Consider the following 24143-nt stretch of genomic DNA (forward strand, 5'->3'; position numbering starts at 1 on the left):
GTTCGCTCACTCCTCACCCCAGCCCTCTCCTCATTGAGAGGAGAGGGAGAAGAATGCGCGCGCCAGGTTTTTTAATGGGCTTGGTGTTTCAAAGAGCGCCATCGATTGCGCGAAAGTTCGTCCTGTTGATTTTACTTATGACCATGGGCTTAGGCAGTTCTTCACTCCATGCAGAGGGAACGAATGACGTGCTGTCTTGGAACAAATTGCCGAACCTGCCGGACAAGGAAGGTTTCGCCTCGATGTTTGCTGGGGTGCATAACGGAGCGTTGATCGTGGCGGGTGGGGCGAATTTTCCGGGCAAGCGGCCGTGGGAGGGTGGGACGAAGATTTGGTATGACACGGTGTTTGCGTTGGAGAAACCGGATGGGGAATGGAAGACGATCGGGAAGTTGCCGAGGCCGCTCGGCTATGGTGTCAGCATCACGACGGAGGAGGGGATCATCTGCATCGGGGGAAGTGATGCGGGCGGACATCATGCGGAGGTCTTTCGGTTGGAGTATGTGAATGGGTCGCTGAAGACGACAACGTTGCCGCCTTTGCCAAAGCCGTGTGCGAACACGTCGGGGGCGTTGCTCAAGAACACGGTCTATGTGGCAGGCGGTATTGAGACGCCGACGGCGACGCAGGCGTTGAATACGTTATGGGCACTGGACCTGACGAAGATTGATACGGGGTGGAAAGAGTTGGAGCCGATGCCGGTGGGCCGGATGCTGGCGACGGCAGGTGTGCAGGAGGGCTCGTTCTTTGTTTTCAGCGGAGCAGGATTGAAGGCGGATGCGGAGGGGAAACCGGCTCGGGAATGGTTGCGCGATGCATATCGCTATACGCCGGGGAAGGGGTGGAAGCGGATCGCGGATTTGCCGCGAGTATCAGTGGCAGCGCCTTCACCGGCACCGGCCTTGGGGCAATCGCATCTGCTCGTGATGGGCGGCGATGATGGGGCGCAGGTGAGTGTCGCGCCGACGGAGCACAAAGGATTTCCGCGAGACATTCTCGCGTATCACACGGTGACGGATACATGGACGACGCGCGGTGAGGTGCCGTTCTCGAAGGTCACGGTGCCGGTGGTGGAGTGGGAGGGGAAGTTCATCGTGATCAGTGGGGAGAAGCAGCCGGGCATACGCTCGCCGGAGGTGTGGAGTGGCGAAGTGGTGCGGAAGAAGAAGTCGTTTAGCTGGCTGAACTATGTGACGCTGGGGTTATACCCGATCATCATGCTGGTGGTGAGCTGGAGCGTGGGGCGGAAGAAAACGAGTGATGAGTTTTTTCGTGGCGGGCAAAAGATTCCGTGGTGGGCGGTGGGGTTGAGTATCTATGCCACGATGTTGAGCAGCCTGACATTCATGGCGATCCCGGCGAAGGCTTATACGACGGACTGGACGTTCTTCCTCGCGAACATGGCGGTGCCGCTCCTTGCGCCATTGGTTATCGCGATTTATCTGCCGTTCTTTCGTAAGCTGAACATTACGTCGGCGTATGAATATCTGGAGAAGCGTTTCAATCTGGCGGCGCGGTGGTTCGGGAGTGCGTCGTTCATTGTGATGCAGTTGGGGCGGACGGCGATCGTGCTGTATCTTCCGGCGCTGGCGCTTTCTACGGTGAGCAGTTTCGACATGCGGACGTGCATCCTCATCATGGGTATCATCTGCATCTTGATGACGTTTGAGGGCGGGCTCGAATCCGTGGTGTGGACGGATGTGGTGCAGACGGTGATCTTGCTTTTGGGCGCGCTGGTGACGCTGGTGGTGGCGTGCATGCACATTCCGGGTGGGGCGGCGAAGATTTGGGAAGTGGCGACGACGGATGATAAACTTTTTGGGCCACTTCAATGGACGACGGATCTGACGATCGGCACGGCGTGGGTGATTCTCATCGGTAACTTGTTCTCGAATCTGATTCCTTACACAGCCACGCAGGATGTAGTGCAGCGGTATGTGTCCACGAAGGATGAGAAGCAGGCGGCGCGGTCCATCTGGACGAATGCGCTGATGGTGGTGCCTTCCACGGCGTTGTTCTTCGCAGTGGGCACGGCGTTGTATGCGTTTTATCGGTTGAACCCGGACCGGCTTGATCCGGCGCTAAAGAATGATGCGATTTTCCCGTTGTTTATCGTGAGCGAGTTGCCGGCGGGCTTGGGTGGATTGGTGGTGGCAGGTATCTTTGCGGCGGCGCAACCGACGAGCAGCTTGAACAGCATCGCGACGGCGTGGGTGACAGATTTTCAGGCGCGGTTGAATCCTGATATGAACGATGCATCGCGGTTGAAGGTGGCGAAGTGGGTGACGGTGTTATCGGGCATAGCGGGGACGGCGATCGCACTGTTGATGACGCGGTATGAGATCGCGTCGCTGTGGGATGCGTTTTTGGGAATGCTGGGATTGACGGGTGGGGCGTTGGCGGGATTGTTTGCGTTGGGGATTTTCACGACGCGGGCGCATGGGGTGGGGGCGATGATCGGAGCGATCTCCAGTGTGGTGGTGCTATATTATGTGCAGCGGCATACGGCACTGCATTTCTTCACGTATGGAGCGATCGGAATTTTGACGAGTTTTTGTGTGGGATGGCTGGCAAGTGTGGTGATTCCGGCGGAGAGGAAACCGCTGGAGGGATTGACTAGGAAGACTGCGGGATAGGAAACATCGCGAATGGGAAATGACGAATGACCAAGCCCTAATGACGAAGGAATGAGCAATGTCTAATGGGGTATGAGCGTGGTGTTACGACGATGATTTTAGAAAGAAATGATTATGAAGTTTGAGAGATTGCGTGGGTTGGTGGCGGCGCCTTTTACGCCGTTCAATGAAGATGGGTCGTTGCACTTGGAATTGATTCCGCAGTATGCGGCGCATCTGGCGGAGAATGGCGTGAGTGGTGCGTTCGTATGTGGGACGACGGGTGAGGGGCCATCGCTGAGTGTGGCGGAGCGGAAGGACGTAGCGGAGCAGTGGGTGAAGTCTGCACCGTCATCGGTGAAGGTGATCGTGCATACGGGGCATAACAGCCTGACGGATTCGTGCGAACTGGCACGGCATGCGCAGGAGATCGGGGCGGCGGCGACTTCGCTGACGTCACCGAGTTTTTTCAAGCCGGGCAATATCAAGGATCTGGTGGATACGTGTGCGATGACGGCGGCGGCTGCGCCGGATCTGCCTTTTTATTATTATCATATCCCGGTGATGACGGGGGTGAGTTTGCCGGTGCCGGAATTCTTGCGCGCGGCGAAGGATGTGATCCCGAATCTGGCGGGCATCAAGTTCACGCACGAGAGCCTGATGGATTATGCGAATGCGGTGCGGGTGGAGAATGGGCGTTTCGATGTGTTGTTTGGTCGTGATGAGATGTTGCTGGGCAGTCTGGTGGTGGGCGCGAAGGGGGCGGTGGGGAGCACGTACAATTACATCGCGCCGATATTCAATCGGTTGTTGGAGGCGTATCGAAAAGGTGACTTGGTGGCGGCGGAAGCGGAGCAGGCGAAGGCGAATGAGGTGATCGGGGTGATGATCAAGCACGGCGGGTTGCCAGCGGGGAAGGCGATCATGAAGTTGCTGGGGCTGGATTGCGGGCCGGTGAGGCTGCCGTTGCGGTCGCTGACGGCGGTGCAGGAGAAGGCGCTGGCGGAGGATTTGGAGAAGGTGGGGTTCAATAAATGACGAATGACCAAGCTCGAATGACGAAGGAATGAGCAATGACCGAATGTTTTTTTAACCACAGATTAAACACGGATCACACGGATGGGGATATTGTTGTATGTGATGGGGATTGAAGGGATACTACTGATGACGTAGTTGCAGGTTTGAATCTTCAAATCCACGACTTATGCCGACGGACATAATCTTTGAGATCAAAGTGATGTTTTTTGCGGTGTTCGTGTTTATGTTTTCCGCCCTCTATTACGCGGTGCCAAAGATGTATGAGGAGGCGGTGAAACCGGGGAATGAGTTTTTGAAGAGGATGTGGCAGGTGAAGGGAGAGGAAGAAACCTGGGTAAGAAAAAGGAGGAGGGTTTTGGTGGTTTTTGGCGTTTTCATGCTCGTGATGATCATAACCTTCTAAAATCCGTTGATAGGTAATGGGTAAATTCCGCGTAACGTTTCTGTTTGAAATGGCGTCTTAGTAGGGGAATCGAAGCGTTGTCCCTAAGTTATGAATAAGACGGGCATTTTGCTGGGGTCGGTGGTGGTGAATGTGGCGTTGGGCGCGGTGGTGCTCATGCGTCCATCTGAGCCTGTGCCTGCGCCGGTGAAAGAGGTGCCGCAGCCCAAGCAGATCATCCGCACGAAGACGGAGACGGTGTTCGTGCCGGGGGAGACGGAGGTGGTGACGCAGTGGGCTAAGCTGGATTGGCGGGTGATCGAGTCGGAGGATTACGTCAAATATATCGCGAATCTGCGCGCGGCGGGGTGTCCAGAAGAGACGATACGGGATCTGATCATCGCGGATGTGAACAAACTTTACGCGGCGAAGTGGAAGATGCTGCATCCGGTGGAGCAGCAGTGGAAGTATTGGGAGGCGGAGAGCAAGCGGGACAAGAAGGATGAGCGGAAATCTGAGGAGCGCCGTGAGCTGGAGAAGGAGCGGGATGAGCTGATCAGGTCGCTGCTGGATGTGAATCCCAGGTCCGAGATGGCGAAGTATTCGTGGGATCAGGAACGCATCGGAAGAGATGAGAAGCTGGCGTTTTTGAGCGAAGAAAAACATGCGCAGGTGAAGGGGCTGGATGAGAAGTATCGCGATGAGGTGCGCAAGGTGATGGAGGAGGGGAAGGCGGCGAATCTGAGCAAGGAGGAGTTGAGCCAGAAGGTGGCGGCCTTGCGCAAGCAGCACGAGACGGAATTGGCTGGCGTCCTAAACGGAAGCGAGTTGTTGGAGTATGAACTGCGGACGTCTGGTCTGGCGAACAAGATGCGGAACGATCTGGCGTGGTTTGAGCCGAATGAGCAGGAGTTCCGTGCGTTATATCAAAAGCTCAAAGCGGCTGAGGCGCAGGCTTCTGCGAATGGGCAGAAGCTTTCGCTGGAGAAGGATTTGGCGCAGTTGGGTGACATGAAAGGTGTGCTGTCACCAGAACGTTTGGCGGATTTTCAGCAGATACAGGATCCAGCGTATCGGGATGCATTGAAGCTGGCGGAGCGGTTTGAGCTGAATCCGGAGGCGACGAAACTGGTGGCGCAGATCAGTCAGGCGTCTGAGGCGGAGATATTGAAAGCGATGGCGAATCCGAATCTGTCCGCAGAAGAAAAGCAGGCGCTGACGCGGGCGATCAAGGATGAGAAGAAGAAGGCGTTGAGCGAGGCGATGGGGAAGAGAGTGAAGAGGAAGTAAGGGGAAACATCGAACGTCCAACTTCCAACGTCGAACATCGAGAGAAGAGGATTTAGCCACTGATTGAACACGGATCACACGGATGGGGGAGAGGGTTTCAAGTGTGCAATGTGAAATTTTCAAGGGAGAGCAGTTAGCGCCGACTGACGTCGGCGGCTACGGATAGGAAACAAAATACCCGCTGGGCTTGCGCGCCAGCGGGTGAAATGTGAACCGAGACGCCGCTTGGAAGCGGTGGTCTGTGAATCAAAAGAAGTCAGTTATTCCTTCTTCTTCTTTTCTTCGCCTTTGCCTTTTTCGCCTTCTTTTCCGCCCTTACCGCCGCCGGGACCACGGCCGATGCCAGCTTTCTGCATCTTCTCGCGGTCTTCCGGGCTGATCTTGGCGCGTTCTTCCTGATCGATACGACCGTCTTTGTTGGCGTCGTATTTCTCATTCATCTGCTTCATGAGAGCTTTCTGTTCTTCCGTCAGGGGCGGACGCTCCTTCTTCTTTTCTTCTTGAGCTTGGGCGGAGGTGAAGGAACCGACGAGCACGAGGGCCAGTGCGGTAGTGATGATATGCTTCATAGCTATACTTTCATTTGAATCACCGGCCATGCAACCATGCCGACGAGCGGCTGGTGTTGTTGTCAGAGGGCCGTTGCTTCATAGAGTTAAACGTCTGAAAGGGGAAAAAGTTCTCTTAAAAGTGAAATAATGAAAATCGGAGGGGGACATTCGCAACTTGCTGATGGGCATGGTTTTAGCTTGATCAATGTTTGGTGAGATTGGGTTGGGCAGACGACTTTTAATATTCGGCCTGCTTGTAATGTGTTTGAAATCAATAAGTTAGACAAATGAAGAGTTCATCGCCTGAGGTCAGGATTACTGTCCCGCCTACTCAAAATGCGATTCATCTGCTGCGCACGGCGCAGCAGCATCATGTGAGCTTGAGCGCGATGGCGGATCAGAAGGCGAATATCATGATCGGTGTCTCGGCTTTGATCTTTTCGATGCTGCTGGGCTACACGCAGAAGGAGGGGTTGACGTTGCCGGTGCTGATCTTGTTTGTGTCCACCTTTGCGGCGGCGATCACGTCCATCATGGCGGTGATGCCGGCAGTGAAGACGACGGACAGAGTGCAGTCGGGTGTGAATCCGCTTTTCTTTGGATCGTTCAGTGAGAAGTCGCCCGAGGAGTATTGCGCGGAGATGGAGAAGATTTTGAAGAGTGATGATTCCATCTACACAGCGATGGCGATGGACATGTATTACTTGGGCGGGGTGTTGTATCGGAAGAAGTACAAATATCTCGCGTATAGTTACCGGATATTTTTAGTGGGGTTGGTGCTGGCGTTTGTGACGGGGTTGTTCACGCATTGGGAATAGGCCGGTTGCACCGGCGGGCCAATATTGGGGAAAGGCGTTAATGTATTTGAAAACGCTGGGCTCGCTCACTCCTCACCCCGGCCCTCTCCTCGTTGAGAGGAGAGGGAGAACATTTGGGTGCCTCAATGATTCCGTAACATTGATCACTTCGCTGCAGTGGGGCGGCGGTAGATTTTGTGGATGGCGGCTTGGTCGGTGCATTTGATGAGGACTTCGTCGATGCATACGTGAGGGGGGCGGCTGGCGCACCAGACGAGGGTTTCGGCGATGTCTTCGGCGACCAATGGTTCGGTGCCTTCGTAAACTTTCTTGGCTTTTGCGGTGTCGCCGCTGAAGCGGACGAGGGCGAATTCGGTTTCGGCGATGCCGGGATCGATGCTGCCCACGCGGATGCCGGTGCCGTTGAGTTCGAGTCGCAAGGAGCGGGTGATGGAGAGCTCGGCAGCCTTGGCGCCACAGTAAGCTGAGCCGCCTTCATAGGCGACGCGTCCAGCGATGGAACCGATGTTCAGAATGTAAGCGCCGTTGTGATGCGGCATAAGAGGAAGCACGGCGCGAGTCATGCGGAGGAGGCCGAGGACGTTGGCTTCCATCATAAATTCCCAATCGGCGTCTTTACCATCGGCGACGGTGTCGGCGCCTTTTGCACCACCGGCGTTGTTGATGAGGATGTCGATGTGTGGTGTGTGCGTCTTGGCCCACGCGATGAAGGTGTTCACGCTTTCGGTGCTGATGACATCAAGGGAATGGACGAGGGCATTGGGTGCGCCAGCTTTGCGGCATTCGGCGGCGACTTCTTCCAGGCGATCTAAACGGCGGGCACCGAGGATGACGTTGCTGCCTTCAGCGGCGAAGGCGCGGGCGGTGGCGGCACCGAAGCCGCTGGAGGCACCGGTGATGATGACCCATTTGTAGGTGAGGCGTGACATGGGGGAAGGGTAGAGGAATTTGGACAGGATTTACAAGATGGACAGGATCGAGGAATAATGTGTGATGCGTGGTTGGAAGGAGTTTCAAGTTTTCAGTGTTCAGTTTTCAGTCGGAAAAGTTTGAGCCTCGTTCCTCGGCTGAGGAGAGGCGGACGGGTGATTCCGCAAGCGGCACAGCCCTGCCACGCTAGCGAGTCCAGCTACTGGAGCAGCTTGAGATCTACACCGGCGGTTTTCAGGGCTTTGAAAAAGTTAGTGCCGGGACCCATGTAATACTTTCTCTGGTAAACGTATTCTACGTTGGATGGATCATGTCCGTGCAGGATTTCCAAGCGGAGTGAATCCTGATTGGCCAAAGTAACGGTCATCCGGCCAGTCGGTGCGCATTTGTGCATGCCAACTTCCTGAGCGGGGCCCAAGGCTGCAAGGATGACTTCGCAAAGTTTTGGGTCTTGGATGGAGAAATTCGTCTGGTGCCGTGAGAATGTCTGGAGGGAGATGACGACTGGCGCGCTGGTGGGGAAGCTGGGGGAAGGACCGATAATTTCGCGTGCCTGATGTTCCACACGTTTCTCACAGCCAAAGAGCAAGGTGCAGAGCAAGAGGGTGGCGATGAAAACAAGCCTTGGTTGATTGGGGGACACGCTCATTTGACAGGAGTATTGTTCAATCAGGTTGAAGGAGACAAGTCTCGGACGGCGGATTAGCTTCTGATTGCGGTAATTCGCTCAAGAGAAATGGTTTTTTGTGGTCAGCTTTTCCAGTGGAGGCAAAAAATAGCCATTAATTAGACTGAAATATCGAGGTATAGACGATGGCATGGGGGGTGCTAATTCCGGCGGGGGAGCGAAATGTTCCACCATATGTTGTATATGAAAACGTCCTACTCTGTTTTGCCGGGCGTTCTACTGATAAGCCTGAACATCGGATGCAGCAGTGAGCCGGAGGCTGCAACCGAACTGACACCTCCTCCGGTTCCTGTAAGTCTCGAAGTGGCCGTGGAAGCGTTGGTGAAACCGTCTTCCAACTCTGCGGCAACCATCACACCACCGGAGTTTTCTGGTGATACCTCCAATGCTGCTTCAGCAGCAAACACACGTATGGGCGGCCAAGAATTTGGCATCGCTCCCATCACGAATGAGAAGGGTGAGGTGGACCTCAATGCGCTGACGTCCGCACTGCAATCGTACGTGGCGGACCGCATGGTGCCGGCCAACAGCATCAAGGATCTCAAGGTGCTGGTGGATGAGAAGTTTCTGGCGAGCCTGCCATCCCCGCCGCCCGGGATGAAGTATGTGTGGGATAGCCGGCTGCAGGTCACGTTGGCGGCGAATTAATAAACGGAGGAATGCTTATGAAAATTTTCACTGGAATGAGTAAAGCAAGAACAGGAAGGGGAGATTGGACAAGCGGTGGCACCTGTCCCACTGCCATCACGGCGTTCACGTTGATCGAGCTGCTGGTGGTGATCACGATCATCGCGATTCTGGCGGGGATGCTTTTACCAGCACTTGCGAAGGCGAAGATGAAGGCGAACTCGACGAAGTGTTTGAACAATCTCAAGCAAATCGGCGTGGGCGAGGCGATGTATGTGAGTGATAACAAGGAGAAGATCACGTACGCAGCCATGCGCGGTTTGAACACGGGCGGTGAATTCACATTCGATGATCTGATCAGCGATTATGTGGGCGGTGCGCTCACGGATGCTGAGAAGATCGCGAACCAGACTCCGGCCAGGAATGTCGTGCGGGCATTTCGTTGTCCGGCAGACAAGGCGCCGCTGGCCTCATGGGTGACGAGCGGGACGCGGCGCACGTATGCGATGTCAGGTCATAACATGAGCACGACGGGGAAGGGGATGCATAACAACTGGCGCGTATCGCCGGTGGATAAAACGGGGTTGGGCCTTTACTGGGGACATAACAGTGCGGGGCCGGTGTCATCGACGTTCAACACGACGGATACGATTCCGCCGCGTAAGCAGGCCTTTGTGCTGACGGGGCATGTGATGGCACCGACGGAGACGTTTCTGGCGACGGAACGGATCAACATTGGAAACATCGCGGGGCATTACAGCTACCCGAAAATAGACAATGCGACGCAGCATCATGAGATCGGCACAACGAATAACGTGCGCGATTTCAGCTACAATGACATCGGCACGTATACATATAACGATCCGAAGTCGCATCACGGTGGGAGCTACAATTACGTGTTCGTGGACGGGCATGTGGAGCAGCTCGATCCGGCGATGACGCTCGGTGCGACGAACGCGGATTTCTCGCTGCAGACGGGGATGTGGACGTTATTCACGAAGGATTGAGACATTTTTGTCAGTGATAGAGATAGGTAGATAGGTTGGTTCGTTGTTGTTTGTTTGGTTCAGAGAACGCCCGGTCTGTTTAGGCCGGGCGTTCTTTTTTTTGGGGGGTAAACCACAGAATACGTGGAATACTCGGAAAGGGGAGAAGACACGGATTTCACGGATTGGCACGAATTGGGGAATGGATACGTGTCTCTGGTCTAAGGTCTCACGTTTCAGGTCGGGGAAGGTGGACGCGAATTTCGCTAATTGTCGCGAATTCGTGGAGGGGGAATTCAGATTTCGGAGGGGTTTTGGGTTTAAAGCATTCATTTTCAATTGGTTAGGAGGGTTTGAAATATTTTTAGAAAAGGGGAGGCATGGACAGCCAATGTCCTACCCCTCTCTGCATACTGATCGCAGAAAAGTAAAAGAAAGGTTCAGTATGAAGCTGACGGAACAGAGCGAGTTGAAGTTGGAAACGTGGTGCAGGCCGGTGAGTCGCCGGTATCGGAAGATCAGCCAGGCCAGTTGGTGGTTTGGGCAGATGCGGAGGGCCGTCGAGCAATCTTGTCCCGCGGGAATGAAGAATGAGGAGGGGAAACATCGAACACCGGTTGCACCGGTTGGCCTATGCATCGAACTTTGAACATCGAGAGGGGGGCCGGTTGCACCGGCGGGCCTATAAGGGAAAAGGGGAACATCGAATATATAGAGTGGGGACAAGGGGGAGGTTAGTGGCGGAGGGGGCCGCCAAGATGGGACTGCCGGCTGGAATCCGGCAGCACGTTGGGCGAGGACGACGACGAGAAGGAGGACGATTACGAATACAGGAGGGACAAAATATATGGGATTCTTGGGAGAGGGGTTTCCTTGCGGGCGGGAGGGGGGATGGATTAAGGTGCGGGGTATGACCATGTTTCGTCGCACTTGCAGTCTGATGCTCGCCGCTATGACGACCGCGTTTGTCTTTTCTTCGGAGGAGGCTGAGGCGCAGCCCGCCGGTTTCAATTATGATGAGGCCAAGGTGGGTAACTACACTTTGCCTGACCCGTTGGTGAAAGACGATGGCACGGTGATCACGAAGCGGAAGGAGTGGGAGCAGGAGCGGCGGCTGGAGATTTTGCGGATATTCGAGGAGCAAGTGTATGGTCGCATGCCCGCCGCGCCGAAGTTCTTCCGCTATGAGTTTCGCGGGGTGGACAAGGCGGCGTTCAGCGGATTAGCGACGCGGAAGGAAGTGACGATTCATCTGACGGACAAGAAGAACGGGCCGACGATTGATCTGCTCTTGTATGTGCCGAACCAGCGTCGTGCGAGTGGTGCGCCGGTGTTTGTGGAGTTGAGCTTTTACGGGAATCATTCAATCACGGCTGACCCAGGGGTCGCGATCTCGACGAAATGGATGCGAGACAACAAGGAGTTCGGCATCGTGAAGAATCACGCGACGGAAGCATCGCGCGGCAAGCAGGCGAGCCGCTGGCCGTTGGAAGCGATCTTGGAACGCGGGTATGCGGTGGCGACGGCTTATTACGGTGACTTGGAACCAGATCATCCAGAAGGCTGGAAGGATGGCATCCGTGGGGCACTGCATCCGCAGGGGAAAGATTTCAAGCCAGATGATTGGGGTGCGATCGGTGCGTGGGCGTGGGGTCTGAGCCGCATGGCGGATTATCTGGAGAAGGATGCGGACATCAACGCGAAGGAGATGATCGTGAAGGGGCATTCACGCTTGGGCAAAGCGGCGCTTTGGGCCGGAGCGACGGATGAGCGGTTTGCGATCACGATCTCGAACAACTCGGGTTGCGGCGGAGCGGCGTTGAGCCGACGGAACTTTGGCGAGACGGTGGCGCGGATCAACAAGTCGTTCCCGCACTGGTTCTGCGATAATTACGAGAAGTATAATGACAAGGAGGGCGAGTGCCCGGTGGATCAGCATGAGTTGATCGCGTTGATGGCGCCGCGTCCGGTCTACATCGCGAGTGCGGTGGAGGATACTTGGGCGGACCCGAAGGGTGAGTTCCTGGCGGGCGTGCATGCGGAGCCGGTTTACAAACTGTTCAAGAAAACGGGTCTTGGCGTGACGGAGATGCCGGAGGTGAACCAGCCGGTGGGAGATTTCATCGGCTACCACATCCGCACGGGCAAGCATGATGTGTTGGAGTATGATTGGGAGCAGTATATGAATTTTGCGGACCGGCACTTCGGTCGCAAGATGAAGACGAAGCAGGAATGATTTGATGACCGAAGAGCGCAACAACGAACACACAGTGAATCGCAGGAGCAGGGGCGTAAGAGTCGTTTGCGGGCTGGTGGGGTTGTTGGCGTGGGGGCTGGGGGTGGTGCGAGCTGCGGAGGCAGACAAGGTGCATCCGATCGCGATCCAGCCGATCGACAGTGCGGCAGCGGCAAAGGTGAGTTACGTGCGGGATATCAAACCGCTGATGGCTGCCTATTGCGTGGAGTGTCACGGCACGACGGAGCCGGAGGGAGCATATCAGGTCGGCTCGGTGGCGGACCTGCTCAAACCCGGCAAGAAAAACGGACCGGGTGTGATTCCCGGCAAGCCGGATGAGAGTCCGGTGGTGAAATACATCCGTGGTGAGTTCAAGCCGCAGATGCCGAAGGGGAGTCCGCCCGTTACCGCTGAAGGATTGCATCTTTTGCGGCAGTGGATCGCGGCAGGAGCGAAAGATGATACGGCCACGTATCAGGTGGCGAACGACAAGGGCGCGTGGGAGGTGTTTGATCCGCACAAGCATGAGACGATCGCGAAGGCGCGGCTCTCGCCCGATGAGATGATAGCTTTGCTGGACGATGCGACGGATGGGGAGAGCAGATTTGTGGCGCGGAGAAAGTGGCGGATGACGCAGTTGCCTTCTGCACCGATACCGCCGATCGTTTCCGGGCCGGTCTTCAACGCGATAGACAAATTCATCATCGCCGGATGGCAGCAGGCGAAGTTGCCAGAGGCACAGCAAGCTCCCGCGGTGACGGATGATGTGGCTTTTCTGAGGCGCGTGTATCTGGATGTGATCGGCGTGGTGCCGACAGTGAATGAGGCGAGGGAATTCCTGACAGACCAGCGGGTGGATAAACGGCAACGGCTGGTGAGCAAACTTTTGGCGCAAGATGCGGGGTATGCGTATCACTGGACCACGTTCTGGGAGGATTTGCTGGCGAGCGCTGATACGAACATCCGAGGGGGGATTTTGACACGTGGCAATTATCGTTCGTGGATACAGGCGCGGCTCTTTGCGAACAAACCTTATGATGTGATGGTGGCGGAGTTGATGGATGCCAGTTTGCCGGGGTACCGCAGGGCGGTGGAGCAACGGTCTTTTGATGACACGTTCGAGGTGGGTTATATCCGCAACGAGAGTCCCACGATCACGCTGGAAACGGCGGCGAACGTGGGGCAGGTCTTTCTGGGGACGAATATGAAGTGTGCGAGCTGTCACAGCCACTTCGAGAATCCGGAATGGCCGCAGGCGAAGTTTCTGGCGTTCGCGAGCGCGTTCAGCAAACGGGATCTGGAACTGGTGAGGTGCGAGAAACGCACGGGTGAATTCATCCCGGCGGCGTTTCCATTCGAGATACCGAATGCACCCAAACAATTGCCAACGGACGAAAAAGAGCGGTTGCACCGGGTGGCACAACTGTTGACGGATCCATTGAATCCGCGTTTTGCGCAGGCGATGGTGAACCGTTTGTGGAAGCGGTGTTTCGGGCTGGGGCTGGTGGAGCCGGTGGATGAATTTCGCAGCGACCGGCAGGCGAGTCACCCGGAATTGCTGGAATGGCTGGCTCAAGAGCTTATCCGTTCCGGATATGATACGAAACATGTTTTGCAGCTGATCCTGACGAGCCGGACCTATCAGCTCGCGTATGATGCACGGCTGGTGGACAAGTTTGATGCGGTGCAGCCGACGGCTCCGCGTCACTTCCGTTCGCCGCAGTTGCGACGAATGAGTGCGGAGCAACTCTTGGACAGCCTGAGCGTGGTTGGAGCACAACAGGATCTGGGGGCGCGGCGCACGCTTTTCCGGACGACGGCGACGACATTCACACAGGCACTGGGGCGGCCTGCTTCGCGCTCGGAGATCATCACCACGCGTTCGGAGGAGCTCGCGGTCCTGCAGTTTTTGGAGATGTTGAATGGCTGGGAATACCAGTCCTTCATCTACCGGGCGCCGGTGTTGGACCTGCTGAGTGGCGAGCGGGATGCAGGGACAGCGGCGGAGGCGTTGTATCTGGCGGCATTGAACCGATTGCCGTCGGTGGCGGAGCGCCAGATAGCCCAGCAGCATCTGCAACCATTACTGGGAAGAACCAATGCGGCACCAAGAGGCACTGAGGAAGTGCTGCTGGTGGAGGAGATGTTGCCGGATATCTTCAGGGAACTGAAAGGCAAGGACGGCACCAACTGGAATTGGGGGACAAAGGAGATCCAACCCGTGATGGAGGGCAAGGCGTCTTTGCGTTCGCAGAGCAGCGAGAGGCTGGTGTGGCAGGGGTTTTCGATACCGGCGGGGATGGTGATCATCCATGTGGGGGAAAGTCTTTTTGCGCACGTGCATCCCGATCCCAAAAATCCGCCCAAATCCGTCTGGTTGAGAGTGGCGCAAGACGATGTGGAGTATGAGATCATGTGGAGTGATGAGCCCTTGGTCAGAACGACGGATCCATTGCGAGTGCAAATCTATGGAGGACCTTTGCCCAAGCCGGGTACGTGGACCCGTGTGGAGACGACTTTCAAGAAACTTCAGATGCTCAATGGGCCGGTCAAGAGCATCAGCTACGGCGTTGTGGGCGGGACGGCTTATTGGGACAATAGCGGGCTGGTGCGCAGTGAGCGGGCGTCTGTCATCCAGCCTTTTGGTGATGTCCTGTGGGCGTTGCTGACCAGCCCTGAGTTTCAATTCATCCGGTAATAAGAGATGAGCGAACGATTCACACGGCGTAAATTTCTGAGCCGCACGACAGCGGCGCTAGGGGCCTTTGCGGTGACCGAGGCGCTGGAGCGCCCCGCCTGCGCCGCAACACCTGCAGCGAAGGCGGACAGTGTGATCTTCATCTGGTTGCCAGGTGGCGTCTCGCAGATGGAGACGTGGGATCCGAAGCCTTTCACGCCATATCGCAAGGGAATGCGCGGGAATGAGCTTTTTTCCACGTGTGATTCGATCCCGACTGCCGCGGATGGCATCCGCTTGGGAGCGGGCTTGCCGCACATGGCGCAGGTGATGCAACACGCGACGGTGGTGCGTAGCATCGCGAACGAGGCGAAGTTTGGCGCGCTGCACCTGAAGGCGCAGTATTACATGATGACGGGCTATGTGCCGCCCAGCGGTGTGCGCCCGCCCAGCATGGGCTCGGTGGTCTCACGTGTGCTGGGTCGCCGGCAGCCGCAAGTGCCGGGATACATTTACATAGGCCGGGACATCGATACGAATGATGCGGAGAAACTGTTCATCAGCGAGTTCATCGGGCCGGGATTTTATGGTGCGAACCACGCGCCATTCATGATCCCCGATCCCGGCCGGGGAGTGGCCACGTTGAATGCCTTTCCCGGCATGCCGTTGGCGCGTCTGGATCAGCGGCTGAGTCTGGCCCGCTTGTTGGCAGAACAAGGACCGAAGGAATTGCGCGAGGCGCCTCGTGCACAGGAGTTCCGCCAACAGTTGAACGAAGCGCGGGCGTTGATGGATTCCCCCGTGAAGAAGGCTTTTGATTTTGCGCAGGAAAAGCCGGCGACGCTGGCTGCATATGAGCCGGAGATCACACGCGAGCAGTTGCTGGATAAAAATTATTATCACGGGAAGAGATTCGGACAGGGGTTATTGCTGGCGCGGAGATTGGTGGAGAGCGGGGCGCGCTTCGTTCAGGTGGAGTATCAGTATGGACCGTTCCTGGGATTCGATGTCCACGCGAACGGCGCAAAACGCATGGTGGAGATGAAGCAGCAGATCGACCGGCCGATCGCGCAACTCATCAAGGACCTAGACCAGCGCGGTTTGTTGAAGCGCACCTTGGTGGTGGTGGCATCGGAGTTTGGACGCACGATCGCAAGCGCGCCTTCAGCGGGAACGGAGCCTGAGGGATTCGCAGAGAAGCATACGGGCGCGGAGCTGGTCATCGAGAATGAGGAGATGTACGGGTTGCACGGGCATTTCAGCAGCACGAATGCGATGTTGTTGTTCGGTGGCGGGTTCAAGGGCGGTTACGTTTATGGTAAGACGGCGGCGGAGCATCCGATGGTGCCGATCGAGAACGCAGTGCGGCTTGAAGATGTACATGCGACGATCTATCAGGCGCTAGGCATCGCGCCGGATGTGAATTTTGTGACGGAAGGCAGGCCCTTCTACGTGACGAAGGATGGTAAGGGGAAGCCGGTGATGGCGATGCTGGCGTGAGTTGGTCCGCATAAGTAAAAGCTGCCTGAAAAGTATCCTCGGCTTAGTCACACTTCTGGGTTTTTCCACGAATTGCTCGACGATTGGAAGCTGAAGCGGCTTGAAAGCCGCGCTCCAAACACTCTAGCCTTTGCTCCGCGTGTCCCGCATGTTGAAATCTTCGGGGGCTATGGCCTTCGCCACCTTCATCAGCCGCATCCTCGGCATGGTGCGGGAGATGATCTATGCGCGCTTCATGGGAGATAGCATCGTAGCAGGCGCTTTCTTGTTCGCTTTCTCCATCCCCAACCTCTTCCGCCGTCTGCTGGGTGAGGGCGCATTGACGGCGGCATTCATCCCCATCTTCAAGGACAAGGAGAAGAACGCGGGTGAACAGGAGATGTGGCGGGCGGCGAATGCCGTGATCTCCGGTTTGGTGCTGGCTTCAGCAGTGGTGATCGTGGTGGTGCTGGCGGGGTTATCCATCACTCTGGCACTGGGTGATTTCGAAGTGAAGACACGGCTCATCCTGGAGCTGCTGCAAGTCATGTTCCCCTACATGATGCTGGTCTGCCTCGCGGCGGTGTTCATGGCGATGCTCAATGCGCGCGGACATTTTTTTATACCAGCATTGGGTGCGACATTGCTCAACGTGGTGATGATCTGGTCCGTGCTCTGGCTGGCACCGAGATTCGGGCAAAAACTGGAAGTGCAAATCTTTGCGCTCGCATTCGGTGTGCTGTTGGCCGGGTTCGCGCAGGCGGGGTTCCAACTCCCTACGCTCTATCAAGAGGGATATAGATTCAAATGTGTTTCCCCTTTCAAGAACGAAACGGTGCGTGCCGTGGTCGCCAAGATGATTCCCGGCACCGTCGGCGTGGCTGCTTTCCAGATCAATGTGGTGATGACGCAGGGCATAGCCTACTGGATGGATCCGACCATCAACGCTTCCTTCAACTACGCCATCCGCCTGATGGAACTGCCTCAGGGGATGTTTGGTGTCGCATTGGCAACATTCCTCCTGCCGACGCTTTCCGGTCTGGCATCAGAGAAGAAATACGGCGAGTTCGGCAGTACCCTGAGCAAGGGTATGCAGCATCTGCTCTTTGTGAACCTGCCTGCATCCATCCTTCTCGTGCTGCTCGCTGAACCAGTGGTGAGACTGCTTTTTGAGCACGGTAAATTCGGCCCGGATTCCACATTACGCGCTAGTCTGGCATTGATGTTCCTCGCACCGGGATTGCTGGCCTACTCCATGGTGAACATCTTGGCACGTGCTTTCTTTGCGCTGGGAGACACCTCCACACCGATGAAGATCAGCATCTTCTGCCTGGGTGCGAATCTGTTGCTAACCTTAACGTTCATCTTTCCCATGCAGCAGGCAGGTTTGGGGCTGGCGAATACCATCAGTTCCTGGATCAACGTGTGGCTGCTGCATCAGGCGCTGAAGAAAAAGCTGAGCAAATTGGATTTGGCGGAATTTCATAAGAGTGTCGGGCCAACGGCCTTGGCGGCTTTTGCGGCAAGTGCGGCAGCGTTCGGAGTTTATTTTTGGTGGAGCGGGCACATGGGGCATGGCACGACTTGGTTGCGAATTGGTGAAGTGTTTGGGCCGCTACTGGTGGCCATCGCGGTCTATTGGGGCATAGCGATTCCGTTGAAGATTTCTTCAGCGCATGAGATGCTGGAGATGGTGAAGGGGCGGCGGAAGAAGTCCGAGGTGAAGAGTTAGCAGCGAGATAGGTAGGGATGGCTGTCCTCAGCCGTTCGCTGTCGGAGCCTAAGGTATGCGAGTGCCAAATAGCATAGTGGCACTGGAAGCTGGCTCCATTCTTAGCCTCATCAAGTCACAGAGAGTTAATTGCCTTTGGCTTCGGCGACGGACCGCTGAGAACAGCGGTCCCTACCAGCAAGCCCCTGATTTGACTGACCAACCAGTTCGGTTATTTTCTTTGCCATGGCCCGACCGTCTAAAACTGACAAGCCCGCTCGTGAGAAAATCATCGAGACGGCCTATCGCCTGTTCTACGAGCAGGGTTATTTTCAGACCGGGGTGAATCAGGTCATCGCGGAGGCCAAGGTTTCCAAAGCTACCTTCTTCGCCCATTTTCCGACGAAGGATGACCTGTGCCTAGCGTATCTCAGGGAACGGGCGCGGATTGATTTGGGAGCGGTGAAAGATTTTATTCAGTCACAGAAAACGCCGAAGAAGCGATTCTTTAGCTTCATGGAAGCCTTGGAAACATGGCTTCCGGAAACAAGATTCCGTGGTTGTGGCTTTGCCAATCTCACGGTGGAGGTGCTGGATCCAGCCAGTCCCTTGCGTAAGGAAGTGATCTATCACGACGATGCGTTCCGCTCCATTTTACGAGATGTAAGCCGGGATTTGATTGCATCTGACAAAGCCAAGTATGGTCATCTGGATGCTGCAGAACTGACGGATTTTTACTATCTGGTGGTAGAGGGAGCCATGGCCTCCGCTCGGAACTACAATGATGTCTGGCCCATTCGCAAAGCGCGCAAGGCGCTGGAGCGGTATGTGGATTCGCAAGAATAAGAAACAGACAGGTCTGTATTGTAAATTGATTGGTTTTGTTTTCAATTGATAGAAAAAGAGGGAGGTTCTTGTGGTCTGAGCTGCGGTCCCCAATTTTTCCCTCCGCAAATTTCCCATGAGGTTCTTTTTTTGTTGTTTGCTCGTTTTCAAGGAGATGCGGAGATAGCTGGGGCGTTGGGCTGGGTTAAATTGGGGTTTTGCGCGACTGCGAATGGTACGGCCAAGGCTAAAGGAGAACTAGATCGTGGGCGAAATTGCCTACGAGCGAATAAAACACTACAGCATAATAGAGACAGGGACAGATATGTGCACGCAATGCATTCCGAAGATCAATGAGGAGAAGGTGGACCAGTTTGCACGCCAGATGATCGGGCATCTGAACAGCGCGGGGATCGCGCTGATGACTTCCATAGGACATCGCACGGGGTTATTTGACGCGATGGCGAAGATGGATTTCTCCACGAGCAAGGAGATCGCTGCAGCCGCAGGATTAAATGAACGCTACGTCCGCGAGTGGCTGGGCACGATGAGCACGGGACGCATCGTGGAGCACGATGCTAAGACGGATAAATTCCATCTGCCTGCTGAGCACGCCATGTTGCTCACGCGTGCGGCGGTACCGAACAATATCGCTATTCCCATGCAATGGGTGAGCGTGCTGGGCGGTGTGGAGGATGAGATTGTGGAGTGCTTCAAGAGCGGTGGCGGTGTGCCGTATGAGAAATACAACCGCTTCCACGAAGTGATGGCGGAGGAGAGCAATCAGACGGCGGTGGTGCCGCTGAAAGAGCATTTGCTGCCGTTGGTAGATGGGTTGAAGGCGAAATTGGAAAAGGGCATTGAGGTGCTGGATGTGGGCTGTGGTTCAGGCCGTGCGCTCATCGCCATGGCGGTGCATTATCCGAAGAGCCAGTTCACGGGCTACGATCTGTGCGAGGAAGCAGTCATCGCAGCGCGCAATTACGCCAAAGCAGAAGGCTTGAAGAACGTGACCTTCAAGACCGTGGACGTGACGAAGTTCGATGATGTGGAGAAGTTCGATCTCATCTTCACCTTTGATGCAGTGCATGATCAGGCGAAGCCGGATGTGGTGCTGAAGAACATCTTCAATGCGCTCAAGCCGGGCGGCCTGTATTTCATGCAGGACATCGCGGGCTCCAGCAGCGTGGCGGGGAATATGGATCACATGCTCGCACCATTCATCTATACCATCTCGTGCATGCACTGCATGTCGGTGTCGCTGTCACAGGGCGGCATGGGCTTGGGGGCGATGTGGGGCAAGGAAGTCGCGCTGAAGATGCTGGCGGAAGCGGGATTCACGAAGGTAGACGTGGAGAAGCTCGATCACGATATCATCAACTATTACTACCTGGTGAGGAAGTAAGCGGGCGAGGAATCCGTGAATAGCAATCACCCTCTTCTTCGATATGAATCGAAGGAGAGGGTGGAATTATTTTGAGGTGAACGATTGCGAAGTGGAGGGCGGTCCCGCATGCGGGACCGCTTCAATGTGCATGAGCAAAGGCAGAGGGAAGAATGCTTTCAGCTTAGTAACGCCATTATCTTGTCTGTGATTCTCTTGGTGGGCGGGAGTTGGAGCGGCTTAAAAGCCGCGCTCCACCTGGCGGAGGAGAATTCGCTCGGTGGACTTGTTATCGGCTCGTTTGCTTCAGGGTTCCGCGGCCTGAGGCGGTTTCGGTCCAGAGGATGTGGAAGCCATCGGTGGTGCCTATGATACGCGGATAGGCGGCAGTGGTAGAAGCTTCGCGGATGCGCTCGGGTTTGCTCCACTTTTTGCCGTCTTTGCTGGTGGAGAACATCAGAGCGATATCGCCGTCTTCGTTTTCTTCCCATACGATGCCGATGCCTTTGGCACCAGTCGCGACATCGCCGCGACGGGCGGAATTGGTGCCGAGTCGTTGTGGCTTGCTCCATGACTTGTTGTTCTTGGAGGAGAGGTGGTAGACGCCGGATTCTTCGGCTTTTCCGGTCCAGACGACGGCGTGAGTCGTGGTCGTTTTCCCTTTCGTTTCCGTGGCGAGACCGCCGCCGACATGAGGGCAGCCGTTGAAATCCCAGGAGAAGTTGCCGACGGTGGTCTGCTTGTTCCATTGGGTACCGCCATCGGGTGAGGTGAGGAGGGCCATGTCGCGCGGCTTCTTATCGCGGAAAAGGACGAGCGGGCCGGTTGGACCGGCTGCCAATTTATTCCAGCAGCATTCGCACGTGTCGGGTTTGAGTGTCTGATTCTTCTGCCAGCTCACGCCGCCATCGGTAGAGCGGGCGTAGCGGAGGCCTTGGCGGCCATCGCGGCTATCGAGCCACGCGAGGTGGAAGTTGCCCGCGCTGTCCGCGCAGAGGTCGGAGAAGCTGTGACCGGTGGTGAGGCCGTCATCGGCGGGATTGGGGCCGACGCGCCAGGTCTTGCCGCCATCTTGGGAAATCGTTGTGACCAAGGGACCGCTATTGAAGAGGCCGGTGCCTTTGATCATCCACACGACACCAAGTTTATCGCCTGCGCCTGCGATCTGGGCGTCCATGCCGCGATTCGGTGAACTGGGCGCGATGATGCCTGCATCGACACGTGTGCGAGTGGACCACGTTTTGCCGCCATCCGTGGAGCGCTGGTGGAGGAGGATGGGTTGGCCGTTCGGCTGATAATCCGCGATGAGCAGATGCATGGTGCCGCCGTCCGCATAGACATCGAGACTGTGGATGCCGAGGCGTTTAATGGCTTCGCCATGCTCGGAGGTAAAGCTCTGCCATGTGAGTGACAGAAGGCCGAGGGTCAGGGCGGCTAACAGTTTTAGTTTCATCGCGTTCAATTCTTTCTTTTTGACGCAAACCCGGCACCCCTCACCCCGGCCCTCTCCCCTCCAAGGGGCGAGGGTGTTCTGATTGTCGTGCTTTTGATCCGCATATGTAGCTCATGCTCAAAACAAATTCCTAAAGAGAGAAGATGCAAGGACTGAAGGGGGTAATCCGCTTTTGACTGTTCACTAGTATAACAGCTTGAACCATGAAGCTCATCAAAGCCTTGTGGTTCGCGGCAATCAGCCCCTGCATCTTCAAATCAGGTTCACCATTTCCACTCCACACCGGCGTAAAAGCTACGGCCATCACCGGGAAGGAATTGCGCGAGGCTGACGCCGGGCGCAGTGGTGGTGGTGATCACGCCGGTGGTGGCAGCATAGTTTTTATCCGTGAGGTTGCGGCCTTCCACGAAGACGGAGAATCCTTTCTTCACGCGGTAACCGGCCTTCACGCCGAGCAGCATGTAAGGATCGGCGAAGAGCGCATTGCCCATGTCCACGGCATACTTCGCAGGGGACCACTCTATGTTCGGGCCGAAGTAGAAGCCTTTCGGGTGCGAGTAGATCACCTCGCTGCGCACGTAATGTTTGGGGACGCCGGGCAGGTCATTCGCGCTGAAGTCGCCGTCATCTTGGAAACGGAAATCGTTCCACATGTAGGCGGTGGTCCAGTTGATGCCGTCTTGTTCGCAGAAGATGTCGCTATCAGTGAAGAGGTTCTCGAACAGGCGCACGTTTTCCTTCAGTTCCACACCGCGATGCACGGTGGTGCTGGCATTGATGGTGACGGGAGCGGCACCGGGCGAGGGTTCGTAGGCGAGCAATTCATTCTCCAACCAGGTGTGATAATAGCTGAGGTCCCAGGAGAAACGGCCGTGTTCACCGCGGGTGCCGAGTTCCACGGTCCAGCCGGATTGGGCATCGCGGATGACGGGAATACCACCGATGCCGCCGAGTTCACTCATGGAGGGCGGCTCGAAGCTGCGGCTTACGTTGCCGTAGAATTGCCAGTCGGAACGCAGATCGTAGATGGCGCCGAGCTTCGGGCTCACGCCCCAATAATCCGCGGTGAAATCATTCGCGCCGACCGTGTCGTTGAAATCGCGACGGGATTGGCTGATCTGCACGCCGGTGATGAGCGAGAATTTGTCTGTAAGCCAATGCTGGTTCTCAGCGTAAAGATCCAGATTGTAGGAGGCTTGGGTGGATTCATTGATCAAGGCGCCGGGTGCGCCAGAGGCGTTGCCGAAGTTCGCACTTTCCGTGCGGCCGACGGTGGGGCTGAAGCCCACGGTCAATTGATTCGGACGGCTGAAGAGATCACTGTAATTGCGATAACGGATGTCGAGACCGGCATCGTTCGAGTTTTGGTCCACCACTTGGAAGATGGGGTGGAAGAGGTCCTTGTGCGACCAGAAGACGCTGACATCGAGTGCGTGAGTGTCGTTCTTCCATGAGGTCTTGCTGGCGGCGCGGATGAGCTCGAAATTGCGTTGCTGATCTTGGGTGACGTTGATGGGCAACGCCATGTCCGGATTGTTCTCCAGCTGTGTTTTGAAGAGGTTGCCGGGCAGCTCGGAATACGTCTGCACGTAGGTGAAGTAGGCGCGGGTCTCGACGTTGTCGTTGAACTTGTGGCCGACGTTGCTGAAGATGCGATGGGCGTTCTGCTGCGAGTGTTCGCGGAAGCCATCGAGGGCGGAGTAGGTGTAGCCGGCGTAGTAATCGTTTTTACCTTCGGCCAGACCGCTGCTGGCGTGTGTCTTCAGGTATCCGTAGCTGCCGGCCTCCACGCGGAGGCGAATCTTATCGGTGTCGTGACCTGTGGGCATCACGTAATTGATCGCGCCGCCGAGGGTGGTGGAGCCGTAGCGGAGGGCGTTCGCGCCGCGGAGGACTTCCACGTAACTGACGGCGAGGGGTTCGATGCCTTGCATGTCGAAACCGCCATCAGCGAGGTTCAGCGGGATGCCGTCCATGAGGAGCTTGATGCCGCGACCGTGGAAGGTGCGCTGGATGCCGGAGCCGCGGATGGAGAGGCGCGCTTCATCGGAGCCGAAGCGCGGTTGCACGAAGACGCCGGGGGACCAATCCAGCACGTCCTTCATGGTGGAGGCGCGGCCGGTGAGGAACGTATCTGCCGGGATGACGTCCGCACCGCCGGGGATGCGGGTGATCTCGGCCTTGGCGGCGTAGACGTCCGGCACGGTGAGGCTCGGGGAGTTCGTGCCGGTGATGATGACTTCGGTCAATTTCGAAGGGGCGTTCGTGGTGGTGGTAGCAATTACTTTCCCGTTTATTGTGAGCGTGGCGTTGTCTGTTTGCGCGCCCACGTTCATGATGGAGGCGACGAGGGCAGCAGTGGAACCGGCGATTTTCAGGCGGTTCAGGTTCTGTTCACGGAGCATATTATAAATTTTCTGGTTACTAGTTTCTGGTTTCGGGTGTGAATACCC

Annotated in this window: 18 protein-coding genes; 13 read left to right on the top strand and 5 right to left on the bottom strand. The window is 56.2% G+C overall.

Annotated features, from left to right (window positions below; translation table 11 throughout):
- Positions 1-137 precede the first annotated feature (137 nt).
- The 4 genes from VGH19_02260 (at position 138) to VGH19_02275 (ending at position 5325) form a co-directional block, all read left to right on the top strand.
- Complete coding sequence (locus tag VGH19_02260; protein HEY1170169.1) at positions 138-2636, top strand: sodium/solute symporter; 2499 nt, start codon at positions 138-140, stop codon at positions 2634-2636.
- Between the two features lie 114 nt (positions 2637-2750).
- Positions 2751-3653 (top strand): dihydrodipicolinate synthase family protein, encoded by a 903-nt coding sequence (locus VGH19_02265; GenBank protein ID HEY1170170.1) that lies wholly within the window; start codon positions 2751-2753, stop codon positions 3651-3653.
- Between the two features lie 166 nt (positions 3654-3819).
- Positions 3820-4056, top strand: a complete 237-nt coding sequence (locus VGH19_02270; GenBank protein HEY1170171.1) for a hypothetical protein — start codon at positions 3820-3822, stop codon at positions 4054-4056.
- A gap of 90 nt (positions 4057-4146) precedes the next feature.
- Complete coding sequence (locus tag VGH19_02275; protein HEY1170172.1) at positions 4147-5325, top strand: hypothetical protein; 1179 nt, start codon at positions 4147-4149, stop codon at positions 5323-5325.
- A gap of 260 nt (positions 5326-5585) precedes the next feature.
- On the opposite strand, the gene VGH19_02280 is transcribed toward VGH19_02275, so the two are convergent.
- The gene (locus tag VGH19_02280; protein HEY1170173.1) at positions 5586-5894 is read right to left on the bottom strand and encodes a hypothetical protein; all 309 of its coding nucleotides are present in this window, start codon (positions 5892-5894) and stop codon (positions 5586-5588) included.
- 269 nt (positions 5895-6163) lie between these two features.
- On the opposite strand from VGH19_02280, the gene VGH19_02285 reads away from it, so the two are divergent.
- Positions 6164-6694 carry a Pycsar system effector family protein gene (locus VGH19_02285; GenBank protein HEY1170174.1) on the top strand — a complete coding sequence of 177 codons (531 nt, stop codon included), beginning with the start codon at positions 6164-6166 and terminating at the stop codon, positions 6692-6694.
- A gap of 143 nt (positions 6695-6837) precedes the next feature.
- On the opposite strand, the gene VGH19_02290 is transcribed toward VGH19_02285, so the two are convergent.
- Positions 6838-7623: an SDR family NAD(P)-dependent oxidoreductase gene (locus VGH19_02290; protein ID HEY1170175.1), complete on the bottom strand. Its 786-nt coding sequence runs from the start codon at positions 7621-7623 to the stop codon at positions 6838-6840.
- Between the two features lie 200 nt (positions 7624-7823).
- Complete coding sequence (locus VGH19_02295; GenBank protein ID HEY1170176.1) at positions 7824-8273, bottom strand: hypothetical protein; 450 nt, start codon at positions 8271-8273, stop codon at positions 7824-7826.
- A 222-nt stretch (positions 8274-8495) separates the two neighbouring features.
- Between VGH19_02295 and VGH19_02300 the strand changes: the two genes are divergently transcribed.
- From VGH19_02300 to VGH19_02335, 8 genes are all read left to right on the top strand, one after another.
- Complete coding sequence (locus VGH19_02300; GenBank protein HEY1170177.1) at positions 8496-8960, top strand: hypothetical protein; 465 nt, start codon at positions 8496-8498, stop codon at positions 8958-8960.
- Between the two features lie 35 nt (positions 8961-8995).
- Entirely contained in the window at positions 8996-9946 is a 951-nt protein-coding gene (locus tag VGH19_02305; GenBank protein HEY1170178.1) for a prepilin-type N-terminal cleavage/methylation domain-containing protein, read from the top strand.
- Between the two features lie 895 nt (positions 9947-10841).
- Positions 10842-12161, top strand: coding sequence for an acetylxylan esterase (locus VGH19_02310; protein ID HEY1170179.1), 1320 nt, complete (start codon positions 10842-10844; stop codon positions 12159-12161).
- A 4-nt stretch (positions 12162-12165) separates the two neighbouring features.
- Positions 12166-14859, top strand: coding sequence for a PSD1 and planctomycete cytochrome C domain-containing protein (locus VGH19_02315; GenBank protein ID HEY1170180.1), 2694 nt, complete (start codon positions 12166-12168; stop codon positions 14857-14859).
- 6 nt (positions 14860-14865) lie between these two features.
- Positions 14866-16338 (top strand): DUF1501 domain-containing protein, encoded by a 1473-nt coding sequence (locus tag VGH19_02320; GenBank protein HEY1170181.1) that lies wholly within the window; start codon positions 14866-14868, stop codon positions 16336-16338.
- 148 nt (positions 16339-16486) lie between these two features.
- Positions 16487-18049 (top strand): murein biosynthesis integral membrane protein MurJ, encoded by a 1563-nt coding sequence (gene murJ / locus VGH19_02325; GenBank protein HEY1170182.1) that lies wholly within the window; start codon positions 16487-16489, stop codon positions 18047-18049.
- Positions 18050-18274: 225 nt separating this feature from the next.
- Positions 18275-18874, top strand: a complete 600-nt coding sequence (locus VGH19_02330) for a TetR/AcrR family transcriptional regulator (protein HEY1170183.1) — start codon at positions 18275-18277, stop codon at positions 18872-18874.
- 304 nt (positions 18875-19178) lie between these two features.
- Positions 19179-20258 carry a class I SAM-dependent methyltransferase gene (locus VGH19_02335; protein ID HEY1170184.1) on the top strand — a complete coding sequence of 360 codons (1080 nt, stop codon included), beginning with the start codon at positions 19179-19181 and terminating at the stop codon, positions 20256-20258.
- 268 nt (positions 20259-20526) lie between these two features.
- On the opposite strand, the gene VGH19_02340 is transcribed toward VGH19_02335, so the two are convergent.
- On the bottom strand, positions 20527-21690 hold the full coding sequence (locus VGH19_02340) for a sialidase family protein (protein ID HEY1170185.1): 1164 nt from the start codon (positions 21688-21690) through the stop codon (positions 20527-20529).
- Between the two features lie 263 nt (positions 21691-21953).
- Positions 21954-24095 carry a TonB-dependent receptor gene (locus tag VGH19_02345; protein ID HEY1170186.1) on the bottom strand — a complete coding sequence of 714 codons (2142 nt, stop codon included), beginning with the start codon at positions 24093-24095 and terminating at the stop codon, positions 21954-21956.
- Positions 24096-24143: the final 48 nt, after the last annotated feature.

The sequence above is a fragment of the Verrucomicrobiia bacterium genome, from assembly GCA_036405135.1.
Lineage (GTDB): Bacteria > Verrucomicrobiota > Verrucomicrobiia > Limisphaerales > JAEYXS01 > JAEYXS01.